Annotated in this window: 12 protein-coding genes; 7 read left to right on the top strand and 5 right to left on the bottom strand. The window is 67.4% G+C overall.

What is annotated here, in order from left to right; translation table 11 throughout:
• Window positions 1-29 precede the first annotated feature (29 nt).
• Complete coding sequence (gene pqqD, locus ACFSZT_RS18060) at window positions 30-317, top strand: pyrroloquinoline quinone biosynthesis peptide chaperone PqqD (RefSeq protein ID WP_377390555.1); 288 nt, start codon at window positions 30-32, stop codon at window positions 315-317.
• Window positions 310-1,446, top strand: a complete 1,137-nt coding sequence (gene pqqE, locus ACFSZT_RS18055) for a pyrroloquinoline quinone biosynthesis protein PqqE (RefSeq protein ID WP_377390553.1) — start codon at window positions 310-312, stop codon at window positions 1,444-1,446. The genes pqqD and pqqE overlap by 8 nt, the downstream gene beginning before the upstream one ends.
• On the opposite strand, the gene ACFSZT_RS18050 is transcribed toward pqqE, so the two are convergent.
• The 5 genes from ACFSZT_RS18050 to ACFSZT_RS18030 all read right to left on the bottom strand — a co-directional run bounded on the left by ACFSZT_RS18050 (window position 1,406) and on the right by ACFSZT_RS18030 (window position 8,570).
• Window positions 1,406-2,398 (bottom strand): manganese efflux pump MntP, encoded by a 993-nt coding sequence (locus tag ACFSZT_RS18050; RefSeq protein ID WP_377390551.1) that lies wholly within the window; start codon window positions 2,396-2,398, stop codon window positions 1,406-1,408. The genes pqqE and ACFSZT_RS18050 overlap by 41 nt on opposite strands.
• A gap of 149 nt (window positions 2,399-2,547) precedes the next feature.
• Window positions 2,548-3,111, bottom strand: coding sequence for an isocitrate/isopropylmalate family dehydrogenase (locus ACFSZT_RS18045; protein ID WP_377390549.1), 564 nt, complete (start codon window positions 3,109-3,111; stop codon window positions 2,548-2,550).
• A 794-nt stretch (window positions 3,112-3,905) separates the two neighbouring features.
• Window positions 3,906-4,955 carry an NAD(P)-dependent alcohol dehydrogenase gene (locus ACFSZT_RS18040; protein ID WP_377390547.1) on the bottom strand — a complete coding sequence of 350 codons (1,050 nt, stop codon included), beginning with the start codon at window positions 4,953-4,955 and terminating at the stop codon, window positions 3,906-3,908.
• Between the two features lie 685 nt (window positions 4,956-5,640).
• Complete coding sequence (locus ACFSZT_RS18035; RefSeq protein WP_377390545.1) at window positions 5,641-6,624, bottom strand: hypothetical protein; 984 nt, start codon at window positions 6,622-6,624, stop codon at window positions 5,641-5,643.
• Window positions 6,621-8,570, bottom strand: a complete 1,950-nt coding sequence (locus tag ACFSZT_RS18030) for an NAD(P)/FAD-dependent oxidoreductase (RefSeq protein ID WP_377390543.1) — start codon at window positions 8,568-8,570, stop codon at window positions 6,621-6,623. The genes ACFSZT_RS18035 and ACFSZT_RS18030 overlap by 4 nt, the downstream gene beginning before the upstream one ends.
• Window positions 8,571-8,726: 156 nt before the next feature.
• Here ACFSZT_RS18030 and ACFSZT_RS18025 point away from each other — a divergent pair, with 156 nt between their 5' ends.
• The 5 genes from ACFSZT_RS18025 to ACFSZT_RS18005 are packed head-to-tail and all read left to right on the top strand — an operon-like array spanning window position 8,727 to window position 14,587.
• Window positions 8,727-9,695, top strand: a complete 969-nt coding sequence (locus ACFSZT_RS18025) for an SDR family NAD(P)-dependent oxidoreductase (RefSeq protein ID WP_377390541.1) — start codon at window positions 8,727-8,729, stop codon at window positions 9,693-9,695.
• Complete coding sequence (locus tag ACFSZT_RS18020; protein ID WP_377390539.1) at window positions 9,692-11,761, top strand: hydantoinase/oxoprolinase family protein; 2,070 nt, start codon at window positions 9,692-9,694, stop codon at window positions 11,759-11,761. Before ACFSZT_RS18025 ends, ACFSZT_RS18020 begins: the two co-directional genes overlap by 4 nt.
• A gap of 15 nt (window positions 11,762-11,776) precedes the next feature.
• On the top strand, window positions 11,777-13,711 hold the full coding sequence (locus ACFSZT_RS18015) for a hydantoinase B/oxoprolinase family protein (protein WP_377390538.1): 1,935 nt from the start codon (window positions 11,777-11,779) through the stop codon (window positions 13,709-13,711).
• A gap of 22 nt (window positions 13,712-13,733) precedes the next feature.
• A complete protein-coding gene (locus ACFSZT_RS18010; protein WP_377390536.1) occupies window positions 13,734-13,979 on the top strand; it encodes a hypothetical protein in 246 nt (81 codons plus the stop codon).
• A 14-nt stretch (window positions 13,980-13,993) separates the two neighbouring features.
• Entirely contained in the window at window positions 13,994-14,587 is a 594-nt protein-coding gene (locus tag ACFSZT_RS18005; RefSeq protein ID WP_377390534.1) for a TetR family transcriptional regulator, read from the top strand.
• Window positions 14,588-14,600: the final 13 nt, after the last annotated feature.

The following is a 14,600-nucleotide window of genomic DNA, read 5'->3' as shown; positions in this document are numbered from 1 at the left end:
GCGCCATGGACCCCGACACAACCGCAACCATGTCCCGACTCGGCGAGGTGTCCGGTTCGGACCGGCCCCGGTTGGCGCGCCATGTGCGGCTGAGCTTCAGCCGAACCCGGCAGCGGCACATCCTCCAGCTCCCCGAGACGGTGGTGGTGCTGAACGTCAGCGGCGCGGACATCCTGCAGCTGTGCGACGGGCGGCACACGGTGGCCGAGATCGTCGCCGAGCTGGGCGAGCGCTATCGAACCGTCCCCGACGACGAGGTGCGGCGCTTCTTGGCCCGCCTCGTCGCCCGGCGCTGCGTGGAGCTCGCCCATGGGTAGCCCGGAGAGCCCGTTCGGGATGCTGGCGGAGCTCACCTATCGTTGCCCGCTGGCCTGCGCGTATTGCTCCAACCCGCTGAACCTGGCCGACTACGCCGACGAGCTGACCACCGACGAGTGGCGGCGGGTGCTGGCCGAGGCCGCGGACCTCGGCATCCTGCAGTGCCACCTGTCCGGGGGCGAGCCTTTGCTGCGTCGCGACCTGGTGGACATCGTGGCGAACGCCCACGAGTTCGGCCTCTACACCAACCTCGTGACGAGCGCAGTCGGGCTTTCGCGGCCGAGGGCCGAGCAGTTGCGGGCCGCGGGCCTCGACCACGTGCAGATCAGCATCCAGGCCGACGAGCCGGCGACCTCCGACCGGATCGCCGGGACGCCGTCCTTCGAACGCAAGATCGAGGCGATGAGCGTGGTCAAGGAGCTGGGCTGGCCGCTCACCGTCAACGTGGTGCTGCACCGGAACAACATCGACCGTGTCGCGAACATCCTCGCGTTGGCCGAGGAGGTGGGCGCCGACCGGCTGGAGCTGGCCAACACCCAGTACTACGGCTGGGCCTGGCGCAATCGTGCCGCATTGCTGCCGAGCCGGGCCCAGCTCGAGGCGGCCGAAGCCGTCGTACGGGCCGCCCGTGAGCGGTTGCGGGACCGCATGGAGGTCATCTACATCCTCCCCGACTACTACAGCCGCTACCCCAAGCCCTGCATGGGCGGCTGGGCCTCGCGGCAGCTGACCGTGACACCGAGCGGCGATGTCCTGCCCTGCCCTGCCGCTGGACCCCTGCCGTTGCCGCGGGCGAGCGTGCGAGAGGAGACACTGGAGCGGATCTGGACCGAATCCCCGGTGATGACCGCGTTCCGGGGTACGGATTGGATGCCGGAGCCCTGCCGGAGCTGCGCACGGCGGGAGGTCGACTTCGGCGGGTGCCGTTGCCAGGCGTTCCTGCTGACCGGCGACGCCGCCCGCACCGACCCGGTCTGCCACCTCTCCCCCGACCACGACCTGGTCGCCGACGCGGTCCGAACCGCCAACGTCGATTCGCGGGCCGGCGCGCTTCCGCTGGTCCCCCGCCCGCACCGGGCCGAAGGGGCTAATCGCCGAACAGCAACGGCAGTGCCGCGGCGGCGATGATCAGGGTCGCCCCGGCCAGCACGTCCGACCGGACCCGGATGAGGCGCGCCGCGACCCTGCCGAGCCGCAGCCCGATCAGTGACATCACCGCCGTCATGGCGCCGAAGACAACGGCCGACAACCACGGCGGGAACCCCAGGATCCCCAGGCTCGCCCCGGCGAACAGGTTGTCCAGGCTCAGGGTCAACGGAATGCCGAACAGCGCCCACGGGTGGTCCAGCTCGTCCGGCTCCGGTTTGCGAAGGGCCGAGATCAGCAGGTAGAGGCCGTATGCGCCGAGCGCGCCCGCGCCGACCCATTCGGCCACGGCTCCGACGGACTCCCCGATCTCGCGACCGATCAACAGCCCGATCAGAGGCATGATCGCGTCCCACAGCCCGAAGGTCAGGGCGACCTGCACCGCGCGCTTCAGACTGATCGGGACAGTACCGAGCGCGATCGCCACCCGGAAATTGTCGAGGCTGAGTACAAAGCCCAGAGCCAGCATTTCCCAGATCATGGCGACACCACCGCCCAATGACGCGTGATGCCGGGAGGAACGACGGTGTCCAGCCCACCCTCCGACATAGTCGAATATGGTAACCCGGATGGACCGCCGAATAAACCGGGAAAGCCGGTTTCCAACGGCTTTTCGCCACGACATGTCCGACGTGACCCGCCGTCCCGACTGGACTCCGGACAAGCCACGTTGCCCAGAAGAATCCTGAAAACACCCGGCGGACCCGGGTAAACGAGAGTTCGAATGCCAGGAAATGAGAATGTCACTGATGGCATTCGGCTGCGCCGCGAGCTCCATCACCAAAGGCTTGGTGGCGTCAACGGGCACGAGAACAACGAGCCTGCCGCGGACGACCCCGTCGAAATCATTGTCTTCGAGGATTTGACGAGCTCGGACACCGACCTTCTGCCTGACCGATCCATCGACGCGGTCCCACGAGCGCTGGCGCAGCACGACTTCTCCACGTCGTTGTGGGTCCTCTAGCCCAGACCACCACCGCCTGGGATCTGCCACCGAGCCGCGACTGCACGCTCCGGAACCCCCTGGCGCACAGCGGAATGATCCGGAACATCACCCACCCGCCGAGCGCCACGCGCAGGTCCTCAGCGGTCAGGACGTGAGGCTGCCGATGATGGTGTCGACGACTTGCTGAGTGGTGGCCGTGCTGCCCACATCGGGCGTGAGGCAACCGGCGGCCGTGGTCGTCTCGATGGCCTTGTGGAGCCGGGTCGCCTCGGCAGCCTGAGGTGGTCGAGCATGAGCGCGGCACTGCCGAGGGCGCCGATCGGGTTGGCCACGCCGCGACCGGCGATGTCGGGCGCGGAGCCGTGGACGGGCTCGACCATCGACGGGAACCGGCGATCCGGGTTGAGATTCGCACTGGTCGCGACGCGCGAGCCTGCCGGCCAGCGCGGCCCCAGGTCGGAGAGGATGTCGGCGTGAGGTTGGACACCACGTCCACCGGCAGGTCTTCGGGATGCAGCACGAACGTGGCGACCATCGCATCGACCAGCACGCTGTCGGCCTCCGCGTCGGGGTAGTCGGCGGCAACGCGGGCGAACACCTCGTCCCACAGCACCATGCCGTGCTGCTGCGCGTTGCCTCTTGGTCACCGACGGCACCTTCGTGCGGGGGTGGCTGCGGGCCACCTCGAAGGCGAACCGCATGATCCGTGCGCAGCCCTTGTCGGTGAACAGCGCGGTCTGGGGAGCCACTTCGTTGCCCGGACCACGGCCCGACAGGTTGCGTCCGCCGAGAGACCGGCGTACTCGCCTTCGCTGTTCTCGCGGACGACCACCCGGTCCAGCAGGGTGTGGTCCGCCTCGCGCAGTGGCGAGGTGATGCCGGGGTGGAAATGGACCGGATTGATCGAACCCGCCAGGCGGGTGTTGCGGGACCTGCGCATCGCCCGGGAAACCGTTGATTCGGTGAAAGGCCGCGCGGCGTCGACGTGCGGGTGCGAAGAGGGCTCGCCCCATCCGGTTCGAGGCGACGAGCTCCTGCCGTGGTTCCACACGACCGCCGGAACACTCATCGTGTTCAGGACCGGCCGGACCGATGCCCGCACGCGGGGCCTGGTCCTCTTCGCGTTGCGGGCCGGGACGGGCACGGTGCGGGCCAGGTCGAACAAGTACTCCGGCTCCACGTCGTCGAGCTGCAGCGCCTGCGCGATCGCGTTCAGCACGCTTCCCGACGCGCCACGGATGTTGCCCCGCTCCAGGCGGGTGCAGCAGCCGAGGCTGACGCCGGGCGAGCCGGGCGACCTCGTCCCACCGCAGGCCCGGACACGCCGGTCCCCGCCGACCGTCGGACAGCCCGGCCCGCTCGGCGCTGACGTGCGCGCGCCGGTAGGTCCGGAACTCCCGTACCTCGTCCTCGTGCTCATCCGGTCCACGCTGGATCGGTCCGGCCGGGTGCGGGGGCGCTTCCGCCACCTCCGCACCCGCAAGCGGCTCTCGGCTCAGGCGGCGAGAGTACTGGTGTCGATCACGAACCGATACCGCACGTCCGAGGCCAGGACGCGGTCCCACGCCTGGTTGATCTGGTCGGCGGGGATGATCTCGACGTCGGGGGCGATGTCGTGCTCGGCGCAGTAGTCGAGCATTTCCTGGGTCTCGGCGATGCCGCCGATCAGCGACCCGGCGTAGGAGCGGCGCCCACCGATCAGGGACATGACCTGCAGGCTCAGCGGCTCGGCCGGCGCACCGACGTTGACCAATGCACCGTCCACGGCGAGCAGCCCGAGGTAGGCATCCACCGGAATCGCGGCGCTGACGGTGTTGAGGATCAGGTCGAACCGGCCGGCCAGGGTCTCGAACGTCTCCGGGTCACTGGTGGCGTGGTAGTGGTCGGCGCCGAGCCGCAGCCCGTCCTCGCGCTTGTTCAGGGTCCGGGACAGCACGGTAACCTCCGCGCCCATGGCGTGCGCGAACTTCACCGCCATGTGCCCGAGGCCACCCATGCCGACGACCGCGACCTTCTTGCCGGGACCGGCGCCCCACCGCTTGAGCGGCGAGTAGGTGGTGATGCCCGCGCACAGCAGCGGCGCGGCCTTCTCGAACGGGATCGCCTCCGGGATGCGCAGCACGAAGTCCTCGTCTACGACCACCCCGGTGGAGTAGCCGCCCTGGGTGATCGTGCCGTCGCGATCGACCGCGCCGTAGGTGGCGACCATCCCCTCGGTGCAGTACTGCTCGTCACCGGCCTGGCAGTTGACGCACTTGCCGCAGGAGTTGACCATGCACCCGACGCCGACCCGGTCACCGACCTGGTAGCGGGTCACCTCGGAACCGACTTCGGCGACCACACCGGCGATCTCGTGTCCCACGGTCAGCGGGTACGGCTGCGGGCCCCAGTCACCGCGGACGGTGTGGATGTCGGAATGGCAGATTCCGGCCCAGCGGATGTCGATGCGCACATCCTTGGGGCCGACCGCACGTCGCTCGATCGTCCCCGGCTCCAGCGGGTCGGTCGCGGATCGGGCGATGTAGGCGTGCACAGCAGTCATCAAGGTCCTTCACTGGTCCGTTCGGATGTCTTTCACGATCCAGTAAACCACCGCCGCCAGGCCGGCGGGAGGTTCTGTCGGGACCCTCCAGGAGTGCGCGAGCGTGGGTAGTGTCGAAGGCGCTGACCACCCCCCTTGCCGAGCAGCCCGATGAGCTGGGCCCGATGGGCTCTGTCGTCCACACCGGGGCGAGCCATTCGTGCGTGAGGTGTCCGAGCCGCAGGTCGTCCGGGCGCCGGCCAGCCCATCTTCGTGGGGACCCAGCCGGGGCCGAACCAGCGACGACCCGCGCGCCCTCACCGGCGGCGGCTACTGGCACAACCGGCGACTCGAGGAGCCCACATCCGCCGTTTCGACGCGCTTCCGGAACGCGCTTCTGGACGAGCTGGCACGCTTCACCGGAGTGACGCTCCCCTAACCCGCGGGAACCGATCCTGCTGTCGGCGATGTGCGTACGGGTCGAATCGCGGCCCGAGCGAGCCGTCGAGGAGGTGGCTGCGAGGTCACCACGACCAAAACCCGACCCGTTTCCGAGGCGGTGGCCTTCGCTGCTACGTGGTTTCCGCACACTTCCGCGGCGCTCGTCGATCGAGCGGTTCCGCCAACTCGGCCCGCTCGCTGGCGATCGGCCGGACCGCCTGGACATGCCGCCGTTGCCGGCTTCGCGGAACGGAGCGCGTCGCCGTGCCTACCGCTCCCGCTTCATGATGTGCAGCGTGCACGACCCGTCCGGCCGGGCGGGGTCGGCAAACCGGACGTGCGGGTGCCCGTACCACTGCCGTGGTGCGTGGGTGTTCCACGCGGGACAGTGCGAGCAGTAGACCGGGAGCACGTCGCGCCCCGCGCCGAGCACGCGGTTGCCCGGCACGCTGGGCAAGGGCGTCGGCCCGGTATAGGCGCCGTCCTGGATCAGCCGCCCACCACTGCCACACAGCTGCTGGTCGAGCACGAACCGGTCCGGCTCCTCGCGAACTTCCACAGTGCCCATATGCTGCTTGAGCAGGAAGGTGAAGGCGTGGGCGAAATCCCTTGTGGGCATTGCCTCCCATCTGTCGAAGCCGGCGCGCTGAGCATGCGCGACCTCGGTGTGAAAGCGCAGCAGGCCGTCAGCACCCTGCTCGCCGAACACGAACGCGAACGACTCCGCCATCATGCGGACGAGCCTGTCATGCAGCGGAACGAACTGGCCCCGTTCCTTCCGGTCGAGCAGATCTCGCGCCCTGGCCAACTGACCACTGTGTACTGATCGGGACACCTGCTCGGCGAGTTCACGTTGCTCACGGTCGAACCGGCGTTCGCCCCACTCCAGCAGGTCGCGGCACTCTCTCGCCTCGTCGGCCGGGGACCCGACGGGCCCCGGGACAGGCGGCGCGTCCGCCCATGCCTGGTGCATCGCTTCGGTGAACCGACCCCGAAACTGATGCACCAGCTCTGCTGCGCCCGCTCCCGAGGTGTCGTTCTCGTCCATCCGCAGTGCGTCCAGGATCACCCGGACGGTGAAGCCGAGGCCCCGGTACATCAACGCGTACTCCTTGGCCAGCGACTTGGTCTGGCCGTCGCCGTACTCGATCAGCCGGAGGGCCGCCGCAGTGTCACCCTCGGCCAACTTGTCACGGATCGTGTCGCTGAGCCGGCGTCCCCACTGGGACAGCGGAACCTCTGCGCCGGTCATGCCGAACGCTCCCGGAGGTTCTGCTGGTCCGGCTCGACCAGGAAGTCGGACAGGTCGGCCTGCTGGGTCATAGTGAAGTAGTCGACGATCCGCCATGGCATGTTCGTGACCACGCGACCGCGCCTATTGCGGTACCACGTGTCCATGCCGGGATGGGTCCAGATCATCGAGGCGTGCGCTTCGTCGATGCGCCGGTTGTACTCGTCGTTGACCTCGGCCTTGCACTCCACGGCGGCGATGCGTCGTTCGATCATCTGACACAGAAGGTCGATCACGTACCTGACCTGGCATTCTGAGATCCAGATGTAACTGCCGCCATGACCAAGGTTGGTATTCGGCCCGTACAGCATGAACAGGTTGGGAAAGTCCGGAGTCACGATGCCGAGGTAGGCATGTGCGTCGTCGTCGCCCCAGAGCTGCCTGATCGACCGGCCCGAGCGCCCACGTAGATCGATCGGATAAAGCAGTCGCTTGGCTTCGAAGCCGGTGGCGAAGACCAACACGTCGGTCTCTCGCTCGTGACCGTTCGTGGCGCGAAAGCCCGTCTCGGTCACCTCGGCCACCCGGTCGTGCAACAGTTCCACGTGTGGCTGTCGCAGCGTCGCGAACCACCCGTTGTCCAGCAGCATTCGCTTGCCGAACGGCGGATACGTCGGCACCACCTTCGGCAGCAGGTCTTCCCTCCCCTCCATCTGCTGCTCGATATAGCGGGTGAAGAAGGCACGGTGCCCGTCGTTCGTCGCGTTCACCGACCGATCCTGGTGCGGCCAATCAGGATCGAGCTGCAACGATTCGTGCACCTTGTCGCCGAACGTCCAGGCCAGGCGGAAGCGGTACCACTCGTGGTAATAGGGCACGTTCTCCATCAGCCAGTGCACGTCCGAACCCACCGGGGCGAAGTACTTGTCGTTGGGTGCGGCCCACTGGGGGGAACGCTGGACCACCGTCAGCTGTGCGACGTCGTCGGCAATTGCGGGGACGATCTGCATCGCGCTGGCTCCTGTGCCGACGACCGTCACTCGCTTGCCACGCAGGTCGAGATCCCGTGGCCAGCGGGCCGAGTGAAAGAGTTCGCCGCGGAACCGGCCCATCCCCGGAATGTCCGGCAACTGGGGCCGGTTGAGCTGGCCGACCGCGCTGATCACCGCGTTCGCCCGGTAGGCGTGCTCACGGCCGTGCTCGTCACGTGCCCGAACCAGCCAACGGCGCTCTCGTTCATCGTAGGACGCGGCGAACACTTCGATGCCGAAGTCGACCGAGCCGAGCAGGTCGTGCTCCGCTGCCATCTGCTGGACGTAGGAAACGACCTCGTCGCGTTTCCCGAAATGGGTCGACCATTGCTTGGGAAAAAACGAAAATGAATAGAGATAGCTCGGCGTGTCGACGCCACATCCAGGATAGCGATTCTCCAGCCAGGTGCCGCCGACCTGGCGGTTTTTCTCCAGTACCGTGTACGGGATGCCGGCCTGCCGCAACGCGCGCGCGGCGATCAGACCGGAAATCCCGGCACCGATCACGATCACCGAGAAATCGTTGTCCGGATGGTCGACTTCCGGCCTGCGCGGCGCGGCCGGCACGAAGCCCATCTCGCGCGCCATCATCGGTTCGTACTCCGGCGGGACCGGCTCACCGACACTGGTGCTCATCATCTCGACCAGGAGGTCACCGGTGGGTGCCGGCACTGCCGCAGGTGTCCCGGCATACCAGGCGAACACGGCGTCCACCGCTGCCTCCCGGATCTCCCGCTGCACCTGCTCGTCGAAACCGCCGAGGTTGTGCTCGCTCATCCCCTTGATCCGGCTGGGACGATAGGGGGCCCGTAGCCATCGCCGATCGCCGGTGAGCTGGTAGAGCACCATCAGCAGGGTGGGCAGGTTCGCCGCGGCCACAGCGGCGCGCAAACGCTCGGGCTCCACCTTGGTGCTGCGGTCGACAGTGGTCGGCATCGATGCCCTCCATGATAGTCCCACGATCGGTTATTGACCTGTGTAATGACTCGTCGTACCCTCCGGTATGCCTGATCGTACCGCTCGGTATGTCTCCAAATCACAATAACAGCCCGATTAGTACACGCCAGTTCTCAATGACGAGATGGAGTGACGATGCTGATGACCGATCAGGAACGCGGAGTTCCCCGGCAAACACCGACGCTCGTTGTCGTCGGTGGCGCCAGCGGCATCGGCAGGGCGGTATTGACCAGGTTCGCCGCCGACGGCTGGCACGTGGTGGCCGCCGACCTGCACGCCGAGAACGGGGCAGCACTGGTCGCCGAGTTGTCCGGAGATGGCGCCTCCGTCGACTTCGTCGAGACGGACGCCTCGGACGAGTCCGCGGTAGCGGCCGCGGTGGGCAGGGCGGTGCGCGCCAGCGGCCGCCTCGATTGCATGGTGAACTGCGCCGGGGTCGGCGGCGCGTTCGGGCCACTGGTCGAAATCGATGTGCGGGACTGGGACCGCACCTTCGCGGTTTTGTGCCGGGGAGTCTTTCTCGGCGTCAAGCACGCCGCTCGGGTGATGCTCGGCCAGGACGGCGGCGGCTCGATCGTGAACATCGCCTCGATCGCCGGGCTCGGCGGTGGAGCCGGGCCGCAGGCGTACTCGGCCGCGAAGGCCGCGGTGGTCAACCTCGGCTTCACCGCAGCCGCGGAACTCGGCCCCCACCGCATACGGGTCAACACGGTGTGCCCAGGGTTCATTCCCACGCCCATGACCCGGCCGGCGGATGGAGACGCCAGGCAGGCGCTGCACGACGTCCAGCCATGGCCTGAGTTCGGCACCGTCCAGGACGTCGCCGCCGTCGTCCGCTTTCTCGGTAGCGAGGAATCGCGCTTCATCACCGGCGAAACGATCGTCGTCGACGGTGGCGTGCGCGCCACCGGCACCAGACTGCCCCCGGTGCTACGTGGCGGCGACCCGGCGGCACGCGGATTGACCGGTTTCAGCAACGGCTCGACCGGCCAGAAGTCCGTGGTGCACGAGATACCGGCGGACAGCCCCGCACGGGTGGGCTCGGCCGCCATCGATCCCGGCGGGACGGCCGCCGGCACGCAGGAAAGGAAGCCGGAACAGTGACGAAGCCGTCGGATACCAAGCCCAGGTGGTGGCTGGGAATCGATGTCGGGGGAACGTTCACCGACTTCGTCGCGGTCGACACCGGCACCGGTGAAACCCGCGAACACAAGGTGTTGACCACTGCACACGCACAGGAACTCGGTGTGTTGCAGGGTTTGCGCGAGATCGGAATCCCGATTGAACAGATCGAGGAAATCGTGCACGGGCACACCGCCGGGATCAACGCCGTGCTGAGCAGGCGCGGTGCGCACGCCGCGCTGTTGGCCACGGACGGGCATCGCGACCTGCTCGACATCGGCCGGATGGACCGGGAGTTCGGTCCCCGGTTCTATGACCCGACCTGGCTCAGGCCTCATCAGGAACGGCCGATCATCGCGAGACAGGACCGCTACGGGATCACCGAGCGGATCGACTACAACGGCAACGAGCTGGTTCCGCTGGACGAGGCCAGTGTCCGCGAGGCCGCCCGCCGGATGCGAGCGGAGGGCGTGCGATCCGTCGCGGTCTGCTTCCTGAACGCCTACCTGACCGACAAGCACGAACAGCAGGCCGTCGAGATCCTGCGCGAGGAGTGCCCGGATCTGTACGTGCAAAGCTCCGCGGTCTATCCAGTGACCAAGGAAAGCGAGCGGACCACGACCGTCGCGCTGGACGCCTACGTCGGCCCGATCGTGACCGGCTACCTACGCAGGCTGGAGAACGGGCTGGCCGACATCGGGTTCACCGGCTCGTTGTGGATCATGACGATGAACGGCGGTGTCGGCTCGGTGGCCGAGACCGCCAAAGCTCCGGTGTTCCAGCTGGTATCCGGACCTGTGGGCGGCGTCAGCGGCGCAGTGCACGTGGCACGCACGAGCCAGCACGCGAACCTGCTCACCGTCGATGTCGGCGGCACCAGCTCGGACGTGGCGGTCGTGCGCTCCGGCGCCACGCCGCTGACCGACCTGTGGTCGGTGGAGCACGGATTGACCATGACCATGCCAGTGGTCGACGTGACCAGCGTCGGTTCCGGTGCGGGCAGCATCATCCACCTCGACTCATTGGGCACCTTGCGGGTCGGCCCGGAGTCCGCAGGTTCCTCGCCCGGCCCGGCCGCCTACGGCCGCGGCGGCGAACGTCCTACGTTGACCGACGCCTGCGTCGCGCTCGGCATACTGCAGCCGGAGCAGTTCGCGGGTGGCGCCCTGAAGCTGGACCGCGCCGCCGCGGAGCGCGCTCTGTCGACTGTGTCCGAACAGCTTGGCATGACCGTCACCGGGCTGGCCGACGGCGCCTACCGGCTGGCCTGCTCGGAGATCGCCGGCTCGATTCGATCCATCTCGACCTACCGTGGCGTGGACATCCGAGAGTTCTCCCTGCTCGCTTTCGGCGCAGCGGGGCCGATGGTCGCGGTGCGGGTGGCGCGCGAGCTCGGTTTGCGCTCGGTGGTGATCCCGGCAGGCCCAGGCGAATACTCCGCCTTTGGTCTGCTGTCCAGCGACCTGCGTTCGACCAAGGCCCGCTCGCCGATGATGACCCTGAGCCCGGACTCGGCGTCCACATTGGAGCATGAGTTCCGTGAGCTGGAAGAGTCAGTGCGGGCCGACCTGCGGCGTCAGGGCGTCGAGGAGTCCCGGGTAGCGTTCGAGCGCGCGTACAACGCCATGTACGCGGGCCAGACCTGGGACAACCGGCTGCCGCTCGAGACCGGAGAGCTGAGCGCAGAGCGGATCCAGCAGATGATCGCCGACGTGCACGAGTTCTACCGGGCGCGCTACGGCTTCAGCGCGGAGGAACTCCCCATCATGCTCACCACGATCGAGGTCTCCGGCGTCGCGCGGCGGCATGCCCAGCCAAGGATGGCCAAGGAAACGGCGGAGGCGGACCCGTTGCTCGGCCACACCACCCTGCTCCTCGATGGCGTCGAGCATCCGGAAACGCCCGTCTACCAACGGGAACACCTGCCGATCAAGCACGAGGTCTCCGGTCCTGCCGTGGTCGTCGAACGTTACGCCACGACGTTGCTCGACGCAGGCTCGACTGCCCAGGTCGACGAGCAGGGCAGCCTGCAGATTGCCCTCCGCTGAACAAAGGACGAGCCGATGACACAACACAGCACCACCGCGCCAACGGCCGCACTCGACGACGAGCAACTGATCGAGCTGGAAACCCTGCGGTACAGCCTTATCGAGGCGGCCAGGGACATGCACCAGAGCCTGATGCGCAGTGCCTTCTCCCCAGTCGTGCGGGATGTCATGGACTGCACCGCGGCCATCCACATGCGCACCGAGCACGGCTGGGAGATGGTCGCCTCCTGGGAGGGATGCATGCAGCATGCCTTTACCTCCCAGCACATCTGCAACTTCACCATGGACGAGTGGCAGGAGGAGCTGCGTGACGGCGACACCATTCTGGTGAACGACCCGTGGCGCGGCGCTATCCACTGCGCCGACATCAACCTGCTGCGCCCGGTGCTCGTCGACGGCGAAGCGAAGTTCGTGCTGCACTCCACCTCGCACGTGGTGGACTTGGGTGGCAGCGTGCCCGGCGGGTTCGCCAACGGCGTGCAGACCCACTTCGAGGAGCAGCTGAAGTTTCCGCCGACGCTGCTCTACGCCGCGGACAAGCCGGTGAAGTCGGTGTTCAACTACCTGCTGGAGAACGTTCGCGTCCCGGCCGCAGTGCTCGGTGACGTCCGCGCGCTGTACGGCTGTTTGGTGATCGGCGAGCAGCGGATCCGTGCACTACTGGACAAGTACGGCGCGGACAAGGTCGTGGCCGGTGGCAAGTACGGCATGGACATGACCGAGCGGGCCATGCGCGCCGGAATCGCCGAGCTTGCTGACGGCGACTACGTGGCGGAGGACTCGCTGGACGACGACGGCGTCGAGGACGAGCCGATCCCGTTGCGCGCCACCGTGAAGGTACGCGGCGACTCGATCGAGGTGGACTACTCCGGGACCGGCCGCCAGCCCTTGGGCAACGTCGGCACCGCGTGGATCGAGAGCACACGGTGTATCGAGGGCATCAAGTTCATCGTCGAGCCGGCCTCGCCGGTGAACAGCGGCACGCTGCGCCCAATCGAGGCGTTGCTGCCGCCGGGTAGCGCGGTCTGCGTGCTACCGCCGTCGAGCTGTTCGAATCACATGGACGTGGGCGGCCGCATCGTCAACATGGTCACGCAGGCCGTGGGCGAGGCGGCCGGTGCGCATTCGATAGGCTGCGACTCCGGCACGGCGTCCGGGTTGAGCATCGGCGGTATCGACACCAGGCCGGGCCGCGAGGGCAACCCATGGGCGACGTTCATCGTCCCCGGAGGCGGCTGGGGTGGTACCTGGCGCAGTGACGGCCTGAGCTTCTGCCTGCTGTCGATCGGCAACTGCCGGACCCCGGTGCAGGAGCACACCGAGCGGGAGAGCCCCCTCGTGGTGTGGCAGCACGAGATCATGCCGGACTCGGCAGGTGTCGGGCAATACCGGGGCGGCTTCGGCGGCGTTTACACGGTGGGCACGCTATCCGAAACGGTCCTCACGATCACCGGCGACCGCGCCCGTCGAGGCGCGTCCGGCACTCAGGGTGGCGGCCGGGGCATGCCGCTCTACGGCTGGCGATTGCCGTCGTTCGACCCTGCGGAAAACCTGCGTCCTACCGACATTCGCAATGCCGAGCCACTGTTCGGCACATTCAACGAGGAGGGAATCCCGGACCCGGGCGCAGGCCGGTTCGGCCACGGCGCCACGCACCGGTCGGCCAAGCTGTCCCAGATCGTGCTCAAGCCGGGTGAGGCGATGCGATTCGTCATCGGTGGTGGCGGCGGCTGGGGCGACCCGCTGCGTCGCGACCCCGCGAAGGTCCTCGCGGACGTGCGCAACGGCCTGCACAGCCCCGAGTTCGCGGCCAAGGGCTACGGCGTCGTTGTGGACGACGGCGTACTCGACGAGTCAGGCACGGCCGAGCTGCGCCGTGCCCTTGCCAAGCAACGCGATGCGGGCGATTGGTCACCGCCGGACGCGGCGCCGGTCGAATGGATCCGCTAGCCAGACAGGAACAGGAGGCACCATGGGAGTCGACAGGCTGTTGTTCCCTCGGCCGCAGGAGTCCAGGCTGGAGGTCAGCCGGCAACCGGTGTCGGCGAGCTGCCCCAGCTGCGGGTCCGCCGATGTGCGGCGGTACCCGGTGGCGAACTTCATCGGGCCGAAGATGGTGACGAAGTGCCAGTCCTGCTTCCACCATCTCTCGGTAGAGGACCCGACGCTGGACGAGGCATGGCCGCCGTGGCGCTCGCCGACCCGAGACTGGGTCTGAGCTACGGTCCTCTCATGTCGATGAACGTCCACGTGCAGACCGGTGATGTGCGGCAGATGATCCTTGACGCCGCGGTGCAGCTGTTCGAGCGCGACGGCTACGAGGCCACCTCGGTCAACAAGATCATGGCGAGCATCGGGATGACGAAAGGGGCGTTCTATCACCACTTCCAGAACAAGGAAGAGATTCTGCTGACCATCCACGACATCTTCATTCAACAAGAGCTGGATGCGCTTACCAGAATCGAGCGTGAGCAGGACGACCCACGAGAGGCGCTGACCCAAGCCGTTGAGATGATCATCAGCAGTGTCGAGCAGTACGGCTCGTACATGACGGTCTTCTTCGAGCAACGCCGCCGTCTCGGGCTGCATCACTTCCACAACGTCAAACAGAAACGCGACACATTCGAGAAAAAGATCGTCGATATCATCGAACGGGGCATCGCCAGCGGCGTATTCAAGGACGTGGAGTCCAGCCGCGTACTCGCGTTCGGCATCATCGGTATGAGCGCGTGGGCATACCAATGGTACCGGACGAGCGGGAAACTGGATGCCGAGCAGGTCGGCAAACTCTACGCGAAAACCCTATTGCACGGTTTAGTCGCATGATCCGTAAGGGAGC

This window comes from Prauserella oleivorans, from assembly GCF_042685745.1.
In the GTDB taxonomy this organism is placed as follows: domain Bacteria; phylum Actinomycetota; class Actinomycetes; order Mycobacteriales; family Pseudonocardiaceae; genus Prauserella_A; species Prauserella_A oleivorans.
The sequence above is the reverse complement of the archived record's forward strand: the minus strand, read 5'-3'. Positions and strand labels throughout refer to the sequence as shown.

What these genes read in the sequence shown, in the direction of transcription:
- ACFSZT_RS18030 (WP_377390543.1), bottom strand. Translation starts at nt 8,570, where the DNA reads ATGCCGACCACTGTCGACCGCAGCACCAAGGTGGAGCCCGAGCGTTTG.
- pqqD (WP_377390555.1), top strand. Translation starts at nt 30, where the DNA reads ATGTCCCGACTCGGCGAGGTGTCCGGTTCGGACCGGCCCCGGTTGGCG.
- ACFSZT_RS18015 (WP_377390538.1), top strand. Translation starts at nt 11,777, where the DNA reads ATGACACAACACAGCACCACCGCGCCAACGGCCGCACTCGACGACGAG.
- ACFSZT_RS18045 (WP_377390549.1), bottom strand. Translation starts at nt 3,111, where the DNA reads ATGCGGTTCGCCTTCGAGGTGGCCCGCAGCCACCCCCGCACGAAGGTG.
- ACFSZT_RS18005 (WP_377390534.1), top strand. Translation starts at nt 13,994, where the DNA reads ATGTCGATGAACGTCCACGTGCAGACCGGTGATGTGCGGCAGATGATC.
- ACFSZT_RS18025 (WP_377390541.1), top strand. Translation starts at nt 8,727, where the DNA reads ATGCTGATGACCGATCAGGAACGCGGAGTTCCCCGGCAAACACCGACG.
- ACFSZT_RS18010 (WP_377390536.1), top strand. Translation starts at nt 13,734, where the DNA reads ATGGGAGTCGACAGGCTGTTGTTCCCTCGGCCGCAGGAGTCCAGGCTG.
- pqqE (WP_377390553.1), top strand. Translation starts at nt 310, where the DNA reads ATGGGTAGCCCGGAGAGCCCGTTCGGGATGCTGGCGGAGCTCACCTAT.
- ACFSZT_RS18035 (WP_377390545.1), bottom strand. Translation starts at nt 6,624, where the DNA reads ATGACCGGCGCAGAGGTTCCGCTGTCCCAGTGGGGACGCCGGCTCAGC.